Genomic DNA, 14,963 nt, shown 5'->3' with positions numbered 1-14,963 from the left:
CTATGACTATGACCGCTCGAATATTGGTTTTACTGCCGGCTCTCCTGGTTGGCGGGTGCGCCACGTTCACGCCGGAGCCGGTGCCTTTGCCAGTTACTCCACCGGAGCAATGGTCCGCTCAAATCGATGAGGGGCAGGACATCGATGCCAGCTGGTGGCGGGCTTTCAATGATGACAATTTGAACCGGCTGATTGACAAGGCCCTGGCGGCCAACCCCGACTTGGCGGCCACTGCCCAGTCCGTCATTCAGGCCGATTTGCAGCTGCAGTCCGCCGGTGCTGGCCTCTTGCCCTCGGTGGGGGCAACGGCCAGTACCGGGCGGCAGGCTTCCCGGGCCTCCGGTGGTGATACCAACACCGGGGGTTCAACCAGTGCCGGCTTATCCGTGGACTATGAACTGGATCTTTGGGGGCGGTTGTCTGCCGTCGAAGGCGCAGCTCTGGCATCTTTCCAGGCCACCCGGTTTGACTACGACGCAGCTCGTATCACCCTGATTGCATCGGTCGCCAGCACCTGGTTTGAATGGCTGGAGTTACAGCAGAGGGTAGAGGTGGCACGGAATAACCTGGCGATTGGCGAGCGTACTCTGGCATTGGTGGAGGCCCGCTTCCGCAATGGTGCTGCCAGTCGGGCTGAGCTGGCGCGCCAGCAAACTTCGGTATTGAGCCTGCGTAACGCGGTGCCGCCACTGGAATACCAGGCCCGGCAACGGCTGGTAGCATTACGGGTGCTGACTGGAGAATTACCGTTTGAGGGCGACAATCCAGATGCCGATATCTCAGAGGTAAGCATACCGGTGATCAGTCCCCTGGCGCCGGCCAGTCTGGTCACACGTCGACCCGACCTGGCCGCCCAGGAGGCAAGATTGGTGGCTGCCAGCGCCGATATTGAACAGGCCAGGGCAGCCCTGTTGCCGTCGGTTTCCCTGAGTGCAGCGGTTCGGTTATCCACCGACAGTTTTCTCAGCCTTGCTGATCCGACTCGAAGCGTGAGTGGTCTGTTGGGTTTGAGTCAGTCGTTGTTTGATGGCGGCCAGAGGCTAAACGCCCTGGCGATTTCGGAATCCCGGCGGGTGGCCCTGCTCGAAGGCTATCGGGGCAGTCTGTTGACGGCATTCCAGGAAGTGGGCGATGCCCTTGACCGGGATTCTCTGTTTGAGCTTCAGGAGCAGCGCCTGCAAGAGATCCTGGCACGTGCTGAAGAAACACTCAGGCTGACGGAAGTCCGTTATCGGGAGGGCGCAGATGACCTGCTGACCCTGCTGGAGAGCCAGCGCAATGTGTTCGACGCTCGCCAGCAACTCAGCCAGATGCGCCTGAACCGACTGATTGCCGCCGTCGACCTCTACAAAGCTTTGGGCGGAGGTTGGCAGCGCGATGACGGGGTGGTGGCTACAGGGCCGGTTGAGGAATAACACCCTCTACCAGAAAGGCTTCCCGGCCAAAGTTGTGAACCTGCTTACGGCCATCAGCCAGCGTCAGACTCATGGATACTTGCTGGTCTGAGGTGGCGACGATGAGTTTGTGGTACGACTTCGGCGCCGTGTCCCGGAGTGCCCGGGGGCTGAACAGCGCCACGTTGAGTCCGTCCATTCCGTGCTCAGGTTGCCAGGGTAGCTGGTACAAGCCGGCCTGAAGAGCCCGGGCAGAGAGAAACTGAAACGCTTCCGCGCCGCATTGGCGCAGGTCGCTACCCAGCGCCTGGGATTCCCGGTAGCTGACCGGGTCGGTCAGGGTTTCTTGAAGGTCCTGCCACTCAGGGGCCTGAAGCCGCACTCCGTGGCTTGAACGAAAACGGGCGGTGAAAACCGTGTGCAGCGTGGTCAGCGGCCGTTTGAAGGGTTTTGACACGTGGCTGGTGAACACAAACCGATAGAAAGCGGTCTCTGCCAGGGCTGTCGGAATGCTCATGGCGCCGTAGAAAAGACTGGGTTCGAAGCTACGGCCGAACCGAGAGCCGTATTTGAGTGGCGGGTATCGAAAGGGCGTTGACAGCAGGTAGTGCAGTTTACTGGCCTGCTCGGGGATCGTCGGTTTGCTGGCATCCAGCAGTTGCTCCAGGCGCGCCTGTTCCTGCATGTTGTCAACGATTCGGGTGGTGGCGATGTCTTCCTGACTCTCAACCACCCGAAAGACCTGCCCCTGTAGGTTCGTCAGGGTGTTTTTAATACGCTCCTTGTAGTTCAAATCCTTCCCCGCATGGCATCCAGATAATGAATCACCCGGACCAGCCCTTCCGTTGACTGAATCATATCCCTGGGGGTGTCCTGAAAGTAATTATTTGGCGTATTGAGCCAGTGGGCCATGGCCTGGTTGTCGCCACCGGTCAGGGCGTAAACGCTCCGATACAGGCGAACGAACAGCAGCGCCAGTTCTCCCGCCTTGCTGTCTGGATCGATGCCATCGCGGGTCAAACCGCTGCGATTGCGGCCAACAATGGCGGCGGCTTCGGCCTGGGAAATACCAAACGCCTTGGCGGAGTTCAGCAAGGCCTTGGCCAGCAGGGCTTTGTCGCTGGTTTGGGGGGCCAGGGTAGCCGGCTCGTTCATGGCTAGGGCTCCTTTGTGCATTTTTCACCATTATATACCTAAATGGCGAAAATGCATCATTCTGTGCTCGTCAATCATTACTTGGGGTAGCCGGTGATACTCCTGATTTTCCGATACAACGGTTGTAACCTTGGGTACATGTCCAGATACACCTCGGAATAGAGGCGCTGGTAGAGTTCAGTCGCTTGCTCAGACGGGGTGAATACCTCGCCGACACGAGTCATTTCCCGCACTGCGGTGTCAAAATCCGGGTGCAGCCCCAATCCCACGGCGGCGTCTATCGCCGCGCCCAGGCCGGAGGTTTCATAGGTGTGCGGTCGCTCGGCAGGCAGTCCGAAAATATCGGCGGTCAACTGCATGGCAGCATCGCTTTGTGAACCGCCACCGGCCACCCTGAGCCGGCGAATTTTCTGACCGCTGCGTTTCTCGATCCGCTCCTTGCCTTCGCGGAGTGCGTAGGCAAGGCCTTCCAGAATGGCGCGATACAGGTGTGCCCGAGTATGGACGTCGCCGAACCCGATGATCGAACCCTTGGCTTCGGGGCCTGGCTGGCGCACACCCGGGCTCCAGTAGGGTTGCAGCATCAGGCCCATGGAGCCAGGCGGTACCGAATTGACCAGTTCATCGAACAGGACCTCCGGTTCGATCCCCCTTTGTTCGGCCAGCTTTTGCTCCCGCAAACCAAACTCTTTCTTGAACCAGCTGACCATCCAGAAGCCCCGGTAAATCATCACTTCCGTTGAGTAGTGACCGGGCAGGGCCGATGGATAAGGCGGCATAAACCGTGTGGGCTCAACGTAACGGTGATTGGTGGTATTGATCGTCGCGGTGGTCCCGTAGCTCATGCAGCCGATGTCCGGGCTGAGCCCGCCGGAGCCGAGTATTTCGCAGGCCTTGTCTGACGCCGCCGCAATAACTGGCAGGCCTGCTGGCAGGCCTAGGTGGTGGGCGGCGTCGGGAAGCAGTTGGCCGATGGTTTCACCGGGACGTACCAGGTCTGGCAGCATGTCACGGGTGATTGGCATGGCCTGCCATTTGAAATCCCGGTTACCGGCCCACTGCTGTTTTTTGTAGTCAAAAGGCAGGTAGCCCACCTGGCTGCCGGTGGAGTCTTTGTACTCGCCAGTCAGGCGGTAATTCAGGTAGCCGGAGAGCAACAAAAACTTGTGGGTTTGTGCCCAGAGTTCCGGTTGGTTCTGGGCAATCCAGTTGGCCTGGGTTTTCTCCCGGAACCGCTCAATGGTGTCTTCCAGTCTCGCCAGTTTGAACAACAGTCCCCAGGGGCCCTTTAACGGGCCGTCCACCCGGGCATGGCGTTGGTCCAGCCAGATAATGGCCGGGCGCAACGGTTGCCCGTGTTTGTCCAGGTTGATTACCGTGCCCCTCTGGGTCGTCACGGTTACGCCGGCGACCTGGTCCGGTGTCGCATCGGTACTTTGCCAGAGCGCCTGGCAGGCCAACCCGAGATTGCGCCAGAAGTAGTCAGGATGCTGCTCGGCCCAGCCCGGGTGTTCTGAGAAGTAGGGTTCGATTTCCTGCTTGCCCTTGCCGTGCAAATTGCCCTGTTGGTCAAACAGCAGCGCCCGGACGCTCTGAGTGCCATTGTCGATCGCCAGAATCAGCGGTGTGTTGGCCATACTGTTTACCTGCCCTCAGATGGCAGGGCATAAGCCTGCTGATACAGCGACAGGTAGCGCTCCACTTCCCGTTGCCAGTGGTCGTTAGTCCAACCCAACCGGCGTTGGCATCGTTCCTGGATGTCTGGCAGCAGGGCTCTGGCGCCGGCGGGGAAGACAAGCCCCAGGCGGGTTCGGCGAAGTAAAAGGTCATCCAGGTGGTGTACCTGCTCAGATTGGCAGGCCCACTCCAGTTCAGCCCAGAGCACGTTGGAATCGGCGATTTCAGTGAAATCCGCATCGCGACACAGTTCGCCCAGGGCCGGTCCGTAGTAGCCCTTGAGACGGTGCCAGGTCAGGTGGCGAACCTGAGTGGGTCGCGGAAGGTCGGCCGGTGGAGTGAACACTGGCTGGTCATCGGCCCGGAGCCTGTGGCTGCCATCCGGCCCGAGCGCGGCTTCCAGAGCCTCCCGGGCAATCTGTCGGAAGGTCGTGAGTTTGCCACCGGCGACGCTGATCAGGCCCTTGTCCCGGCGCAGGGCGTGCTCACGGTTCTCACGGGAGGGGGCCTTGCCCTGACCATCCGTCACCACGGGCCGGACACCAGCCCAGGTGGAGATCACATCCTGGGCGGTCAGGCTGGCGCCGGGGAAAAGGTGTTCAGCCACCTTCAACAGGTAGCGAACCTCCTGTTCGTTAATAACCGGCTCCTGGTCCAGGCTTCCCGGATGGTCCAGGTCGGTGGTGCCCAGTACCGTTGTGCCGGCCCACGGAAAGGCAAATACCGGGCGTTTGTCCTCCGGATGGAACAAAGACACAGCGCAGGTTACCGGTAGCCGTTGCCAGGGCACGACAAGGTGGCTGCCCTTGAGCGGGCGAATACTCAGCGGTTGTTCTGAAGGGCCCTGCTGTTGCAGTTTGTCTGCCCAGGCACCGGTGGCATTGATAACCGTGTTGGCTGATACGGAAATGCCAGCTTGCAGTGGTTCCCCCTCCGGAACCAGAACAACCCCATTAACCCTGCCGGCCTCATTCCGGGTGATCCGGTTGGCGGATACATAGTTGAGGCAGAGGGCGCCGTCCTGGCTCGCCTCGGCGATCAGCCTTTGCACCAGTCGGGCGTCGTCGGTGAGGGCGTCGGTAAACAGGCTGGCACCCAGAAGCCCGGCCTGGCTCAGACCGGGCGCCCATTGCTGGCTTTGTGAGGCGGTCAGGCGTTGCCGGCTGCTCACACCGGCAAGCCGATCGTATACCGATAACAAAGCCTGGAACAGTCGGGGGCCGGGGAACTGGCCCCGGAAATGGGGCATGACAAACCGGAGTGGGTCAACCAGCCCCGGGGCCTCCTCCATCATGCGCTGGCGCTCCCTGACGGCATCCCGGGCCAGGCCAATATGGCCACTGCCCAGGTAGCGTAATCCGCCATGAACCATCTTTGACGATCGGCTGGAGGTGCCCCAGGCAAAGTCTTTCTGTTCCACCAGAAGGGTTCTCAGGCCGCTCCCGGCTGCTTCTCTGGCAGCACCTGCGCCGGTGATGCCGCCACCGACAATCACCACATCGAATCGGGCATCACCGCTTTTCAGTTCTGCGAGAATCTGCTGTCGTGTCATACCGACCTCAGTCCAGAAGGGTTTTGGGATTGAGGCGGGCGTCTGGGTCAAAGCTATCGGTCAGCGCACGGATGGCGTGCATGCCCAGTTCACCTTTTTCCACCGGCAGGAAGGGGGCATGGTCCTTGCCAACCCCGTGCTGGTGGCTGATGGTTCCCCGGTTGCGGACGATCAGTTCCGAGGTGGTGTTTTTCAGGTGCTGCCATCGGGCAACGGTTTCCGGATAGGTATCGGCTACGCGGAACACATAGGTTGTGTAGATGGAACAACCCTGTCCGTAAAAATGGGACAGGTGGGTGAACACGTGGGTTCTTTCTCCGTCCTTACTGAGACCCTCCCGCAGGTTGCTCTCAATGCGATTGAGCAGGTTATCGACGTTATCCCAGTCTGTCGCCGTTTCCAGGGTGTCTACCGCATAGCCCATTTGCCAGAGCGCCTCCCGGAAGTAGGGCATGGTGAAGCGCTTTTCAGCCCACTTGGTGCCAAGTTTGGTGCCTGTATAAACACCACCATGGGCAGTGCACACTTTCCTGGCTTGAGCCAGGGTAGAACGACACTGGGCTTTGCTGCCGGTAATGCCGAAGGTCATCATGCACTTACCTTCGCGTACCCCACGGAACGACAGGAATTTCTCAAGCATGCCGATCAGTTGGGGGTGGCCGGCCAAAGCCAGTTGGGTTTCGGTTTCTATGGCGTTGCTTAACCGCAACATGGACAGGGGAATCCGGTTCTGAACCAGTTTTCGGCAAGCCGTTTTTGCCTGTTCCCAGCCTGGGAAGAACACCACATAGAAGGCTTCCTGGTCAGCCAGGTGGCTGACACGGGCTTTAACCTCAGTGATCAGCCCCAGACGACCTTCGGAGCCCAGAATCATCTCCCTGATATCCGGCCCGGCGCTGGATGCGGGCAGGGTGGGCAGGTCCAGCGTGCCCTGCAGGGTTTCGATTCGGCCTCCGGCAAACAACTGCTCAATTCGGCCGTAGCGAAGGGACTGTTGTCCACTGGAGCGGGAGGCCACCCAGCCGCCAATGGTGGAGAGTTCAAAGGACTGGGGAAAGTGGCCCAGGGTATAGCCGTGAGCACGTAACTGCGCCTCGACCAGGGGGCCCGGCGTGCCGGCGCCAAACGTGGCCAGCTGACTTTCCCGGTCCAGGTCCAGAAGGCGGTTCATTTTGGCCAGGCTGACGGTCAGAACCGGTTTGCCCTGGTCGATGGGGTTGATGTGCCCCGCCACGCTGGTGCCGCCACCGTAGGGAATCAGATGCAGGTCGTGGTCGTTGGCGTAGCGCAGCAAGGCCCGAACATCCGAATTGGAGTCTGGAAATGCAACCCCGTCGGGAAAGGTCCCGATCTCACCACTGCGAAGGGCGAGCCAGTCCACCAGGCTTTGGCCCCGGGCGTGGCGCACTCGTACCTCCGCGCTGGTATCGATCAAATCATCAACCTTGGCGTCGGCAGGCAGGCGTGTGGCCGGTACCTTCAGGCAGACCTTCTCCAGGGTGGCATCCTGTAACGGATTGGCAGAACCAACTCGCTGTTCAAGAAATGCCTGGCCCTGCGCAGGCAGCTCCAGGTTGAACTGATCATCACCCCATCCATTCCAGCGTCGCATCGACCACAACTCCCGATTTCATGAAAAGTGTCGGCATTCTATAGCGTTGGCGCCAAAACCCAGTGGCAGAGTGCGACATTGGCTTTGTCATTTGGCGCCAGGTGCAACATCAATGTCGCAGAGACTCGGTCAACCGTCTGTTCAGGTCCTGCCAGTGCTCAAGCCTCTGAGCATCGCCAATCCTCGACCGCTCCCCGGTGGAACGGTTGAGCCAGAGGCCTTCACCGTTAAAGCTATAAACGGGTTCTAGATCAGTTCTTTGAGAGGCAGGTTTAATGTCGTTTATCAGGTTGTCGAGGATCAACGGATCGGCGTCCGGGGTCTTGTACCAGGCCAGAACCATGTGGGCCTGGTTCAGCTCCAGGGCTTTGACATAGACAATACGCAGCTCTTCGTCGGGAACGCCCATGGCTCGGAGTGTCAGGTACTTGGCAATGGAGAAGTCTTCGCAATCTCCACCATTTGTGGTCAGCAATTCTACGGGCGTGGCCCAGTAGTCTTCTTCACCCCAATGCTGGATGTCACTGACGAAAGGGATCCGATTGAAGAACGAATTGACCAGGCGAAGCTGTCGGTCGATCGGGGCATTACGGGCCAATTGATGCAGCCGCTGCCAGTCTTGCAGCCTTTGATGGGCTTCCTGGCCGAATTCACTCAGCACGTAGGTCATCAGCCGGTCACTGAGTTCAATGGCGCCCGCCAGGGAAAAAGCAAATACCAGGGGGATGAGGATGGAATGGCGACGTGCAGACCAGGTTGCCGTTGCCATATCAGGCCTCAATTACTGTTCTGTAGCCGTTGGCGTAACTGCTCCAGTCGCTGTCTGATCTCCTCTCTGCGTTGTTGTTCGCCCGCTGGCGTGGCCGTGCCGCTGGATGATGCACGTTGTGCAGGCTGCGGTGTTTGCCGTTGCTGTATCTCCTGGTCGAGTGCTTCTGCATTGCTGCTGGCCAGAGAAACGCCTGAGCGATCATCAAGCTCCGGAAAATAGAGGTTTTCGAGTTTGCCGGCGCGCTCGATAATGACCCGGTTAGGGAACACGGTGCGTAGCTTGGCGTTGCCGGGAAGCTCGTTGCCCACCAGGTAAGCTTCGGTCTTGCCCTTGTCATCTTCAATCAGCGCGCTGCCCGGGAACTCGCCGTCAGCAGCCAACACACCGCGCAGCGAAAGCCTGAGGTTGGTTTCTGGCAGATTTTCGGTATCCACCTCCACAGCGCCACCGGTGTCCGTCGCTGCACCGAACAGGGTCAGGTTTGCCAGCTGTACCTCTGGCACGTTCTGTCTTGTTGTGTCCGTTCCATTGCCTGCTACCTGCACCTGGGGCAGGGTACGCTGCGACTCGTTTTGCCAGAACTGGTATGCCTGCCAAGTGGTCAGCCCTAGCATGGCCACAACCGCAGTCACCGCAAGTAACAATGGTATCCTTTGATCAAGAGCGAGCATCGGGTTTCCTGAATGAATGATCGTAGGCGTAAAAAGCTCACAGGTTATCAGACTGAAATGAATTAGTGGCAGTATAGTGTATAGAGTTGTTCAGTGGTTCCCATTCCTGTGGTAGCCTTTTTTAGTGCCTTTGTATGGCTAAAGAATTAAAGGATTTTTCCGGCGCCGGAAAGTCCCAGAAGAATAATGAATGATCTGACGGAAACAACGAGGAAGACCTTGACCACCGAAACTGAAATGCAGCCGCAGGATGCGCCGCTGGGCCGTCTTCCGTTCACCTTTGCCAAGCGCAACGGTGTCATTCTTACCCGCAATGAAGACGGTGAAGCGATTATCCTGGTGCGACCGGGTGCGTCCCACTCTGCACTTGCTGAAGCAAACCGGATCAGTGGTGGTCGGGCCCGCTTTACCACAATTGAAGCAAACCGTTTTGACCAGGCCCTGAACGCTGCTTATCAGAATGATTCAGCCGAAGCCATGCAGATGGTGGAGGGTATTGGCGATGACATGGACCTGGCGTCGCTGGCGGATTCTGTGCCGGAGACCGAAGATCTTCTGGAGCAGGAAGACGACGCCCCGATCATTCGCCTGATCAATGCCATTCTTACCGAGGCAGTGAAAACCAACGCTTCGGACGTTCATATCGAAACCTATGAAAAACACCTGGTGGTGCGCTTCCGGGTGGATGGCGTGCTACGTGAGGTGGTTCAGCCCAAAAGGGCCCTGGCGCCTTTGCTGGTTTCCCGCATCAAGGTCATGGCAAAACTGGATATCGCTGAAAAGCGGGTGCCCCAGGATGGCCGTATTGCGCTCCGGGTTGCTGGCCGGGAAGTGGATATCCGGGTGTCCACCATGCCGTCGTCCAGTGGTGAGCGGGTTGTGCTGCGCTTGCTGGATAAACAGGCGGGTACCATTCGGCTGGAATCCCTGGGCATGGCGGGAAATGACCTGAAGATCCTGCGCAAACTCATCTACCGCCCTTACGGAATTCTGCTGGTTACTGGCCCGACCGGTTCCGGTAAGTCGACAACCCTGTATGCGTCATTGCAGGAAATAAACGACCGAAGCCGCAATATTCTGACTGTCGAAGACCCCATCGAATACAACCTGCCTGGTATCGGCCAGACCCAGGTCAACACCAAGGTGGATATGACCTTCGCCCGGGGGCTTCGGGCTATCCTGCGCCAGGACCCGGATGTGGTCATGATTGGTGAGATCCGGGATCTGGAAACCGCGGAGATTGCCGTTCAGGCCAGTCTGACCGGTCACCTTGTGCTCTCAACCCTGCATACCAATACTGCAGTGGGTGCCATTACCCGCTTGATGGATATGGGCATTGAACCCTTCCTGATTTCCTCAAGCCTGGTGGGTATTGTTGCCCAGCGTCTGGTGCGGGTGTTGTGTACCCATTGTCGCGAACCCTATACGCCGACCGAAGAACATTGCGAATTCCTGCAGCAGGACCCGGCCAATCCGCCCACCATTTATCGGGCGAAAGGCTGTGAACACTGTAACCAGCTGGGATACCGTGGGCGTATTGGTATCTATGAGGTGGTGGAAATTACCGAAGAAATCAGCACGCTGATTCACAAACGAGCAGGGGAGATGGACCTGGAGAAAGCTGCTCGCCTCCGCAGTCCGAGTATTCACGCAGACGGGGTCAAAAAAATCCTGGAAGGCACGACCACCGTGGAAGAAGTTCTGCGCGTTACCCACCGGAGCCAGTAATCCATGCCAGCCTACGTTTACAAAGCGCTGGACCAACGGGGAAAGCAGAAACAGGGTGTTCTGGAGGCGGACGCTGCTCGTGCCGTGCGCCAGCAATTGCGGGAGAGAGGGTTAACCCCGCTGACCGTTGAACCGGCCGTTGACAAACAACAGGCTCGTACTAACCCGTTCAGTAATCGAGGCTCCCTGAGTGCTGCGGACCTTGCCCTGGTCACCCGCCAACTGGCGACACTGATTCAGTCAGGCATTCCCATCGAACAGGCACTCAGTGCAGCCGCGCAGCAATCCACCAAGCCCCGTATCCGTAGCATGTTGATTGCCATTCGGGCCAAAGTGATGGAAGGCTACACGCTGGCGGACAGTTTTGGTGAGTTTCCAAGGGCGTTTCCCCGGCTTTATCGCTCCACCGTTGCTGCCGGTGAACACGCCGGGCATTTGGACCTGGTACTGAACCGGCTGGCGGACTACACCGAAAACCGCCAGGAAGCCCGGCAAAAAATCCAGTTGGCCGCGATCTACCCGATCATTCTCAGTGTGGTTGCAATCGCCATTGTCGTTTTCCTGCTGACCTACGTGGTGCCGGATATCATCGAGGTGTTTGTGCGGCAGGGGCAGGACTTGCCTGGGCTGACCATGGCCATGTTATCGGTGTCGGAATTTCTTGGCACCTATGGTGTCTATCTCTTTATCCTGTTGATGTTGGCACTGGTTGCTTTCCGCGTTGCCCTGAACAAACCCGGGTTCCGGATGAAATTCCACAAGCAGTTATTACATCTTCCGTTGTTCTCGGGCATGGTTCGGGGTGTGAACACGGCGCGCTATGCAAGCACCCTGAGCATCCTGACCACCAGTGGTGTGCCACTGGTAGAGGCCATGAAAATCGCCGGTGAGGTACTGTCTAACGACTACCTGCGTAAAGAGCTGAAAGATGCGGCACGTAAAGTCAGCGAGGGCGGCTCGTTGCATCGGTCGCTGGACCAGACCGGCTATTTTCCGCCAATGATGTTGCACATGATTGCCAGTGGTGAGGCCAGTGGTGAGCTGGACGGCATGTTGGAGCGCACTGCCCGGATGCAGGAAAACACCCTGCAGTCGAAGATTGCAGCCATTGTCGGCCTGTTTGAGCCGTTGATGCTGCTGGTGATGGGCGTCGTGGTGCTGATCATCGTACTGGCGATCATGCTGCCCATTTTGAACATGAGCAATCTCGTGGGCTAACGCCTGCCATGAAAACGGATTAACCCAAGACCCAGGTCAATGATGAGTGGAACAATGAGTATGAAACAGAACCCGAACCCGGCCCGTAACAAAGGCTTCACGCTGATTGAAATCATGGTAGTGATGGTCATTCTTGGCTTGTTGGTAGCGATTGTGGCGCCCAACATTATGGGCCGTAGCGACCAGGCGAAGGTGACGGTAGCCGAAACCCAGCTCAGCAATATCGCTAACGCCCTGGACCTCTATCGCCTGGATAACAGCCATTACCCGTCTACCCAGCAAGGTCTGGAAGCGTTGGTGCGCCGGCCCAGCGGATCACCGGAACCCCGTAACTGGAACCCAGACGGCTACCTGAAAAGCGTCCCGGAAGATCCCTGGGGTAACGAGTACCAGTACGTGAGCCCCGGAACGGAGGGTCCCTACGATCTGTACTCCTTCGGCTCTGACGGCCAGGAGGGTGGCGAGGGTGATGCTGCCGATATCAGTGTCTGGAATACCGGGAACTGATCGATTGTGAAACGCAGGGCGAACCAAATCGGTTTTACGCTGATTGAAATTCTGGTTGTCCTGATTATTGTCGGGCTTCTGGCCGCGTTGGCGGTGTTCAACATGGCCGGAAGTTCCCAGAAGCGAGAGTTGGAGAATACCGTTCAGGATCTGTTCCTGCTGATGCAAACCGCATCGGAACAGGCGATCCTGAACAATCTGGAGCTTGGGCTGTTAATTGAGGACGACAACTACCGATTCGTGTCGTATCAGGATGACACCGGTGAATGGAAGTTGTCCGGGGAGCGGCTGTTCCGTGCCAGGCCCTTGCCTGAATGGCTAACCCTCACTGATTACATTGAGAACGACGCGCCCCGCCTGACCTCGGCAGAAGATCGTCTGCGCCCGGATGTGGTGTTTTTCTCCAGTGGCGAAACCACACCCTTTATTATTGAGTTCACCATCGGAAACAACACCGACGACATGCACGTAATCGAATCTGACGGTGTATCCCCGCTTCAATGGCGAAAGCCGGGCAGTGAGGATGGGGCATGGTAAACACAGTCAGAGGTTTCACGCTGCTTGAAGTGCTGGTTACCTTGCTGGTGTTCGGGTTGATCGCCACCGCCGCAGCGGAGGTGGGTAGCCAGTACATCGCAAGCTACGAACGGGTTCGCGATAAAACCCTGGCCGGCTGGGTGGCCGATAACCGGATTAATGAACTCCGTTTGCAAGAGGCGTTGCCGGGCATTTCAGAAAACTCCGATGATCAGGATTTCGGCCAGTACCGGTGGCGGGTCACCACGGTTGTTCAAGGTACCGCCGAGCCGAGCATGCGTCGGGTGGAAGTAACCGTTGCCCGCTACACTGACAGTGGGGGCGATCCGGTTCCGGTGCATACCCTGTCAGCATTTCTTGGGGAGAAGTGATGCACTCCCGTTCAGGCTATTCAGGTCTTCACACCAGTTCCGGTTTTACCTTGATGGAAGTGTTGATTGCGGTGACCATCACCGCTGTTATCGGCCTCGGCGTATGGCAGGTGATCAATGGCGTGGTGACTGCGCGGGACCGGGTAAATGATGTGTCTGGCGAGTTCGAAAACCTCCAGAAAACCATGTTACTGCTGGAGAGGGACCTGAACCAATTGGTTAACCGGCCGATTCGGGATGTCTACGGCGACTTCCGGCCCGCACTCAGCAGTCGTGAGGACGCTTTTGAACTGGTATTAACCCGCCAGGGTTGGCGCAACCCCCTTGGCCTGAGGCGCAGTGGGCTGCAACGGGTTGCCTGGGAATACACCGGGACCGAGCTCCGGCGCCGCTACTGGCCGACGGTTGACCAGGGGCAGGAAGATAACAGCCAGGATCTGCTGTTACTGGACAACGTGGTGTCGCTCGAAATTCGCTTTCTGAACAGTCAACTCAACTGGCAGGACGACTGGCCGTCAGATCAGGACCTCGCCAGCCTGTCGCCCGGTGCAAGGCCAGTCCTGCCCATGCCGAGGGGCATTGAAATTACTCTGGAGCATGAACTATTCGGAGAACTGGTCAGAACCTTTGCCCTGGCTGACTTTGACCTTGCCCAGGCACAGGCCGTGGTTAACCAGCAGCAGGAGGCAACGGGCAACTCGGATACCGATGAAGAAGAATCTCAAGAAGTTCAGGATACCCAGCAAGGTACCGGCACATGACACGGCAACGGGTCAAGAGTAAGCCGTCGGGACAGCAGGGCGTAGCGCTGATCATGGTGCTGCTGGCCATGGCTCTGGTGGTGATGCTGGCCACAGGCATGAGCAGGCAACAAAGTGTTCAGGTGTTCAAGGCCGGGCATTACCTGGCGCAGCAGCAGGGGCACAGCATTGCACTGGGCGCCGAAGAGTTCGCCCGCCGGATTCTGGTACGCGATTTTGAGCAGGACCGGGAGGACGGCGTGATGGTGGACAGCCCCGATGAATTCTGGGCTCAATATGCTGCCATCCTGCCACTGGACGACAACGGCGTGGCGGAGGTTCAGATAGATGACCTTTCAGGGCGCATCAACCTCAATGATCTGGTTACCCCAAACGGCCAGGTAGACCCTTTGACCCGCGACAGACTGGTACGGCTGTTCCGGGCTCTCGGCATTACCGCTGTTTCAGTCGACGCACTGATTGACTGGATTGATGCAGATGACCAGACCATCAGTGCCTATGGCGCCGAAGATGGCCAGTACCTGATAGCGGAGCCGGCGTATCGGGCGGCCAATCAGCCGTTTGTGTCAATCACCGAATTACGCCTGATCGATGGGATGACCGAGGAAATCTATGTGGCGCTCCGGCCTCATGTCAGTACGCTGCCGGTCAGTGGTATCGGGATCAATGTGAATACCGCCACTGGCGCGGTGTTGATGTCGTTGCACGATGACATGACGGAAGCTCAGGCAGAGTCAGTTCTGGCCAAGAGAGAAGAAGAGCGGTTTGAGAATTTACAGGATTTCCTCGCTTTGCCCGAGTTTTCCGGCATGGGGCTGAAAACCACCGGGTTGACCTTGCAAACCCGTTTTTTTGAAGTTGTTTCACGGATTACCTACGATAATCGTGTCGTTAATATGGTCAGTACGGTATTCAGGAGTCCGGAGGGTGAAGTCCGGACGGTTCACAGGGATTCCGGGCAGAAGAATCGCATCACCAAAGAGCCTTATACATTCTCAGAAGGATAGC

At 58.1% G+C, this 14,963-nt stretch carries 15 protein-coding genes; 8 read left to right on the top strand and 7 right to left on the bottom strand.

All coding sequences use genetic code 11. From position 1 onward, the window contains the following. The first annotated feature begins 2 nt into the window (after nt 1–2). Entirely contained in the window at nt 3–1,415 is a 1,413-nt protein-coding gene (locus tag ACNSOI_RS10440) for an efflux transporter outer membrane subunit (RefSeq protein ID WP_420193980.1), read from the top strand. On the opposite strand, the gene ACNSOI_RS10435 is transcribed toward ACNSOI_RS10440, so the two are convergent. The 7 genes from ACNSOI_RS10435 to ACNSOI_RS10405 all read right to left on the bottom strand — a co-directional run bounded on the left by ACNSOI_RS10435 (nt 1,393) and on the right by ACNSOI_RS10405 (nt 8,833). Further along, nucleotides 1,393–2,187, bottom strand: coding sequence for an RES family NAD+ phosphorylase (locus tag ACNSOI_RS10435; RefSeq protein WP_420193979.1), 795 nt, complete (start codon nt 2,185–2,187; stop codon nt 1,393–1,395). The two genes, ACNSOI_RS10440 and ACNSOI_RS10435, sit on opposite strands and share 23 nt — an antisense overlap. Then, nucleotides 2,184–2,549 (bottom strand): MbcA/ParS/Xre antitoxin family protein, encoded by a 366-nt coding sequence (locus ACNSOI_RS10430; RefSeq protein WP_061333408.1) that lies wholly within the window; start codon nt 2,547–2,549, stop codon nt 2,184–2,186. Before ACNSOI_RS10430 ends, ACNSOI_RS10435 begins: the two co-directional genes overlap by 4 nt. Nucleotides 2,550–2,626: 77 nt before the next feature. After that, nucleotides 2,627–4,186, bottom strand: a complete 1,560-nt coding sequence (locus tag ACNSOI_RS10425) for an FGGY-family carbohydrate kinase (RefSeq protein ID WP_420193978.1) — start codon at nt 4,184–4,186, stop codon at nt 2,627–2,629. 5 nt (nt 4,187–4,191) lie between these two features. Further along, nucleotides 4,192–5,778, bottom strand: a complete 1,587-nt coding sequence (locus ACNSOI_RS10420) for a glycerol-3-phosphate dehydrogenase/oxidase (RefSeq protein ID WP_420193977.1) — start codon at nt 5,776–5,778, stop codon at nt 4,192–4,194. 7 nt (nt 5,779–5,785) lie between these two features. Next, nucleotides 5,786–7,390 carry an FAD-binding oxidoreductase gene (locus ACNSOI_RS10415; protein ID WP_420193976.1) on the bottom strand — a complete coding sequence of 535 codons (1,605 nt, stop codon included), beginning with the start codon at nt 7,388–7,390 and terminating at the stop codon, nt 5,786–5,788. A gap of 109 nt (nt 7,391–7,499) precedes the next feature. Further along, complete coding sequence (locus ACNSOI_RS10410) at nt 7,500–8,159, bottom strand: transglutaminase-like cysteine peptidase (RefSeq protein WP_106695831.1); 660 nt, start codon at nt 8,157–8,159, stop codon at nt 7,500–7,502. Nucleotides 8,160–8,167: 8 nt separating this feature from the next. Beyond that, the gene (locus ACNSOI_RS10405) at nt 8,168–8,833 is read right to left on the bottom strand and encodes a type II secretion system protein N (protein ID WP_106695830.1); all 666 of its coding nucleotides are present in this window, start codon (nt 8,831–8,833) and stop codon (nt 8,168–8,170) included. A 237-nt stretch (nt 8,834–9,070) separates the two neighbouring features. Between ACNSOI_RS10405 and gspE the strand changes: the two genes are divergently transcribed. Genes gspE through gspK form a run of 7 tightly spaced genes read left to right on the top strand, consistent with a single transcriptional unit; the run spans nt 9,071 to nt 14,962 of the window. Next, entirely contained in the window at nt 9,071–10,561 is a 1,491-nt protein-coding gene (gene gspE / locus ACNSOI_RS10400; protein WP_230714764.1) for a type II secretion system ATPase GspE, read from the top strand. A gap of 3 nt (nt 10,562–10,564) precedes the next feature. Then, nucleotides 10,565–11,779 (top strand): type II secretion system inner membrane protein GspF, encoded by a 1,215-nt coding sequence (gene gspF / locus ACNSOI_RS10395; RefSeq protein ID WP_420193975.1) that lies wholly within the window; start codon nt 10,565–10,567, stop codon nt 11,777–11,779. 54 nt (nt 11,780–11,833) lie between these two features. Then, complete coding sequence (gspG, locus tag ACNSOI_RS10390) at nt 11,834–12,286, top strand: type II secretion system major pseudopilin GspG (protein ID WP_420193974.1); 453 nt, start codon at nt 11,834–11,836, stop codon at nt 12,284–12,286. Between the two features lie 6 nt (nt 12,287–12,292). Then, nucleotides 12,293–12,823: a type II secretion system minor pseudopilin GspH gene (gspH, locus tag ACNSOI_RS10385; RefSeq protein ID WP_420193973.1), complete on the top strand. Its 531-nt coding sequence runs from the start codon at nt 12,293–12,295 to the stop codon at nt 12,821–12,823. Further along, nucleotides 12,817–13,194 (top strand): type II secretion system minor pseudopilin GspI, encoded by a 378-nt coding sequence (gene gspI / locus ACNSOI_RS10380; RefSeq protein ID WP_420193972.1) that lies wholly within the window; start codon nt 12,817–12,819, stop codon nt 13,192–13,194. Before gspH ends, gspI begins: the two co-directional genes overlap by 7 nt. Beyond that, complete coding sequence (gspJ, locus tag ACNSOI_RS10375; RefSeq protein ID WP_420193971.1) at nt 13,194–13,955, top strand: type II secretion system minor pseudopilin GspJ; 762 nt, start codon at nt 13,194–13,196, stop codon at nt 13,953–13,955. Before gspI ends, gspJ begins: the two co-directional genes overlap by 1 nt. Next, nucleotides 13,952–14,962 carry a type II secretion system minor pseudopilin GspK gene (gene gspK / locus ACNSOI_RS10370; protein ID WP_420193970.1) on the top strand — a complete coding sequence of 337 codons (1,011 nt, stop codon included), beginning with the start codon at nt 13,952–13,954 and terminating at the stop codon, nt 14,960–14,962. The genes gspJ and gspK overlap by 4 nt, the downstream gene beginning before the upstream one ends. Nucleotide 14,963 lies beyond the last annotated feature (1 nt).

Origin of the sequence: Marinobacter sp. GH_1 (assembly GCF_048595985.1) — a bacterium.
Lineage (GTDB): Bacteria > Pseudomonadota > Gammaproteobacteria > Pseudomonadales > Oleiphilaceae > Marinobacter > Marinobacter shengliensis.
Note: the sequence above shows the minus strand (reverse complement) of the source record. Positions and strands in the feature narration are given on the sequence as shown.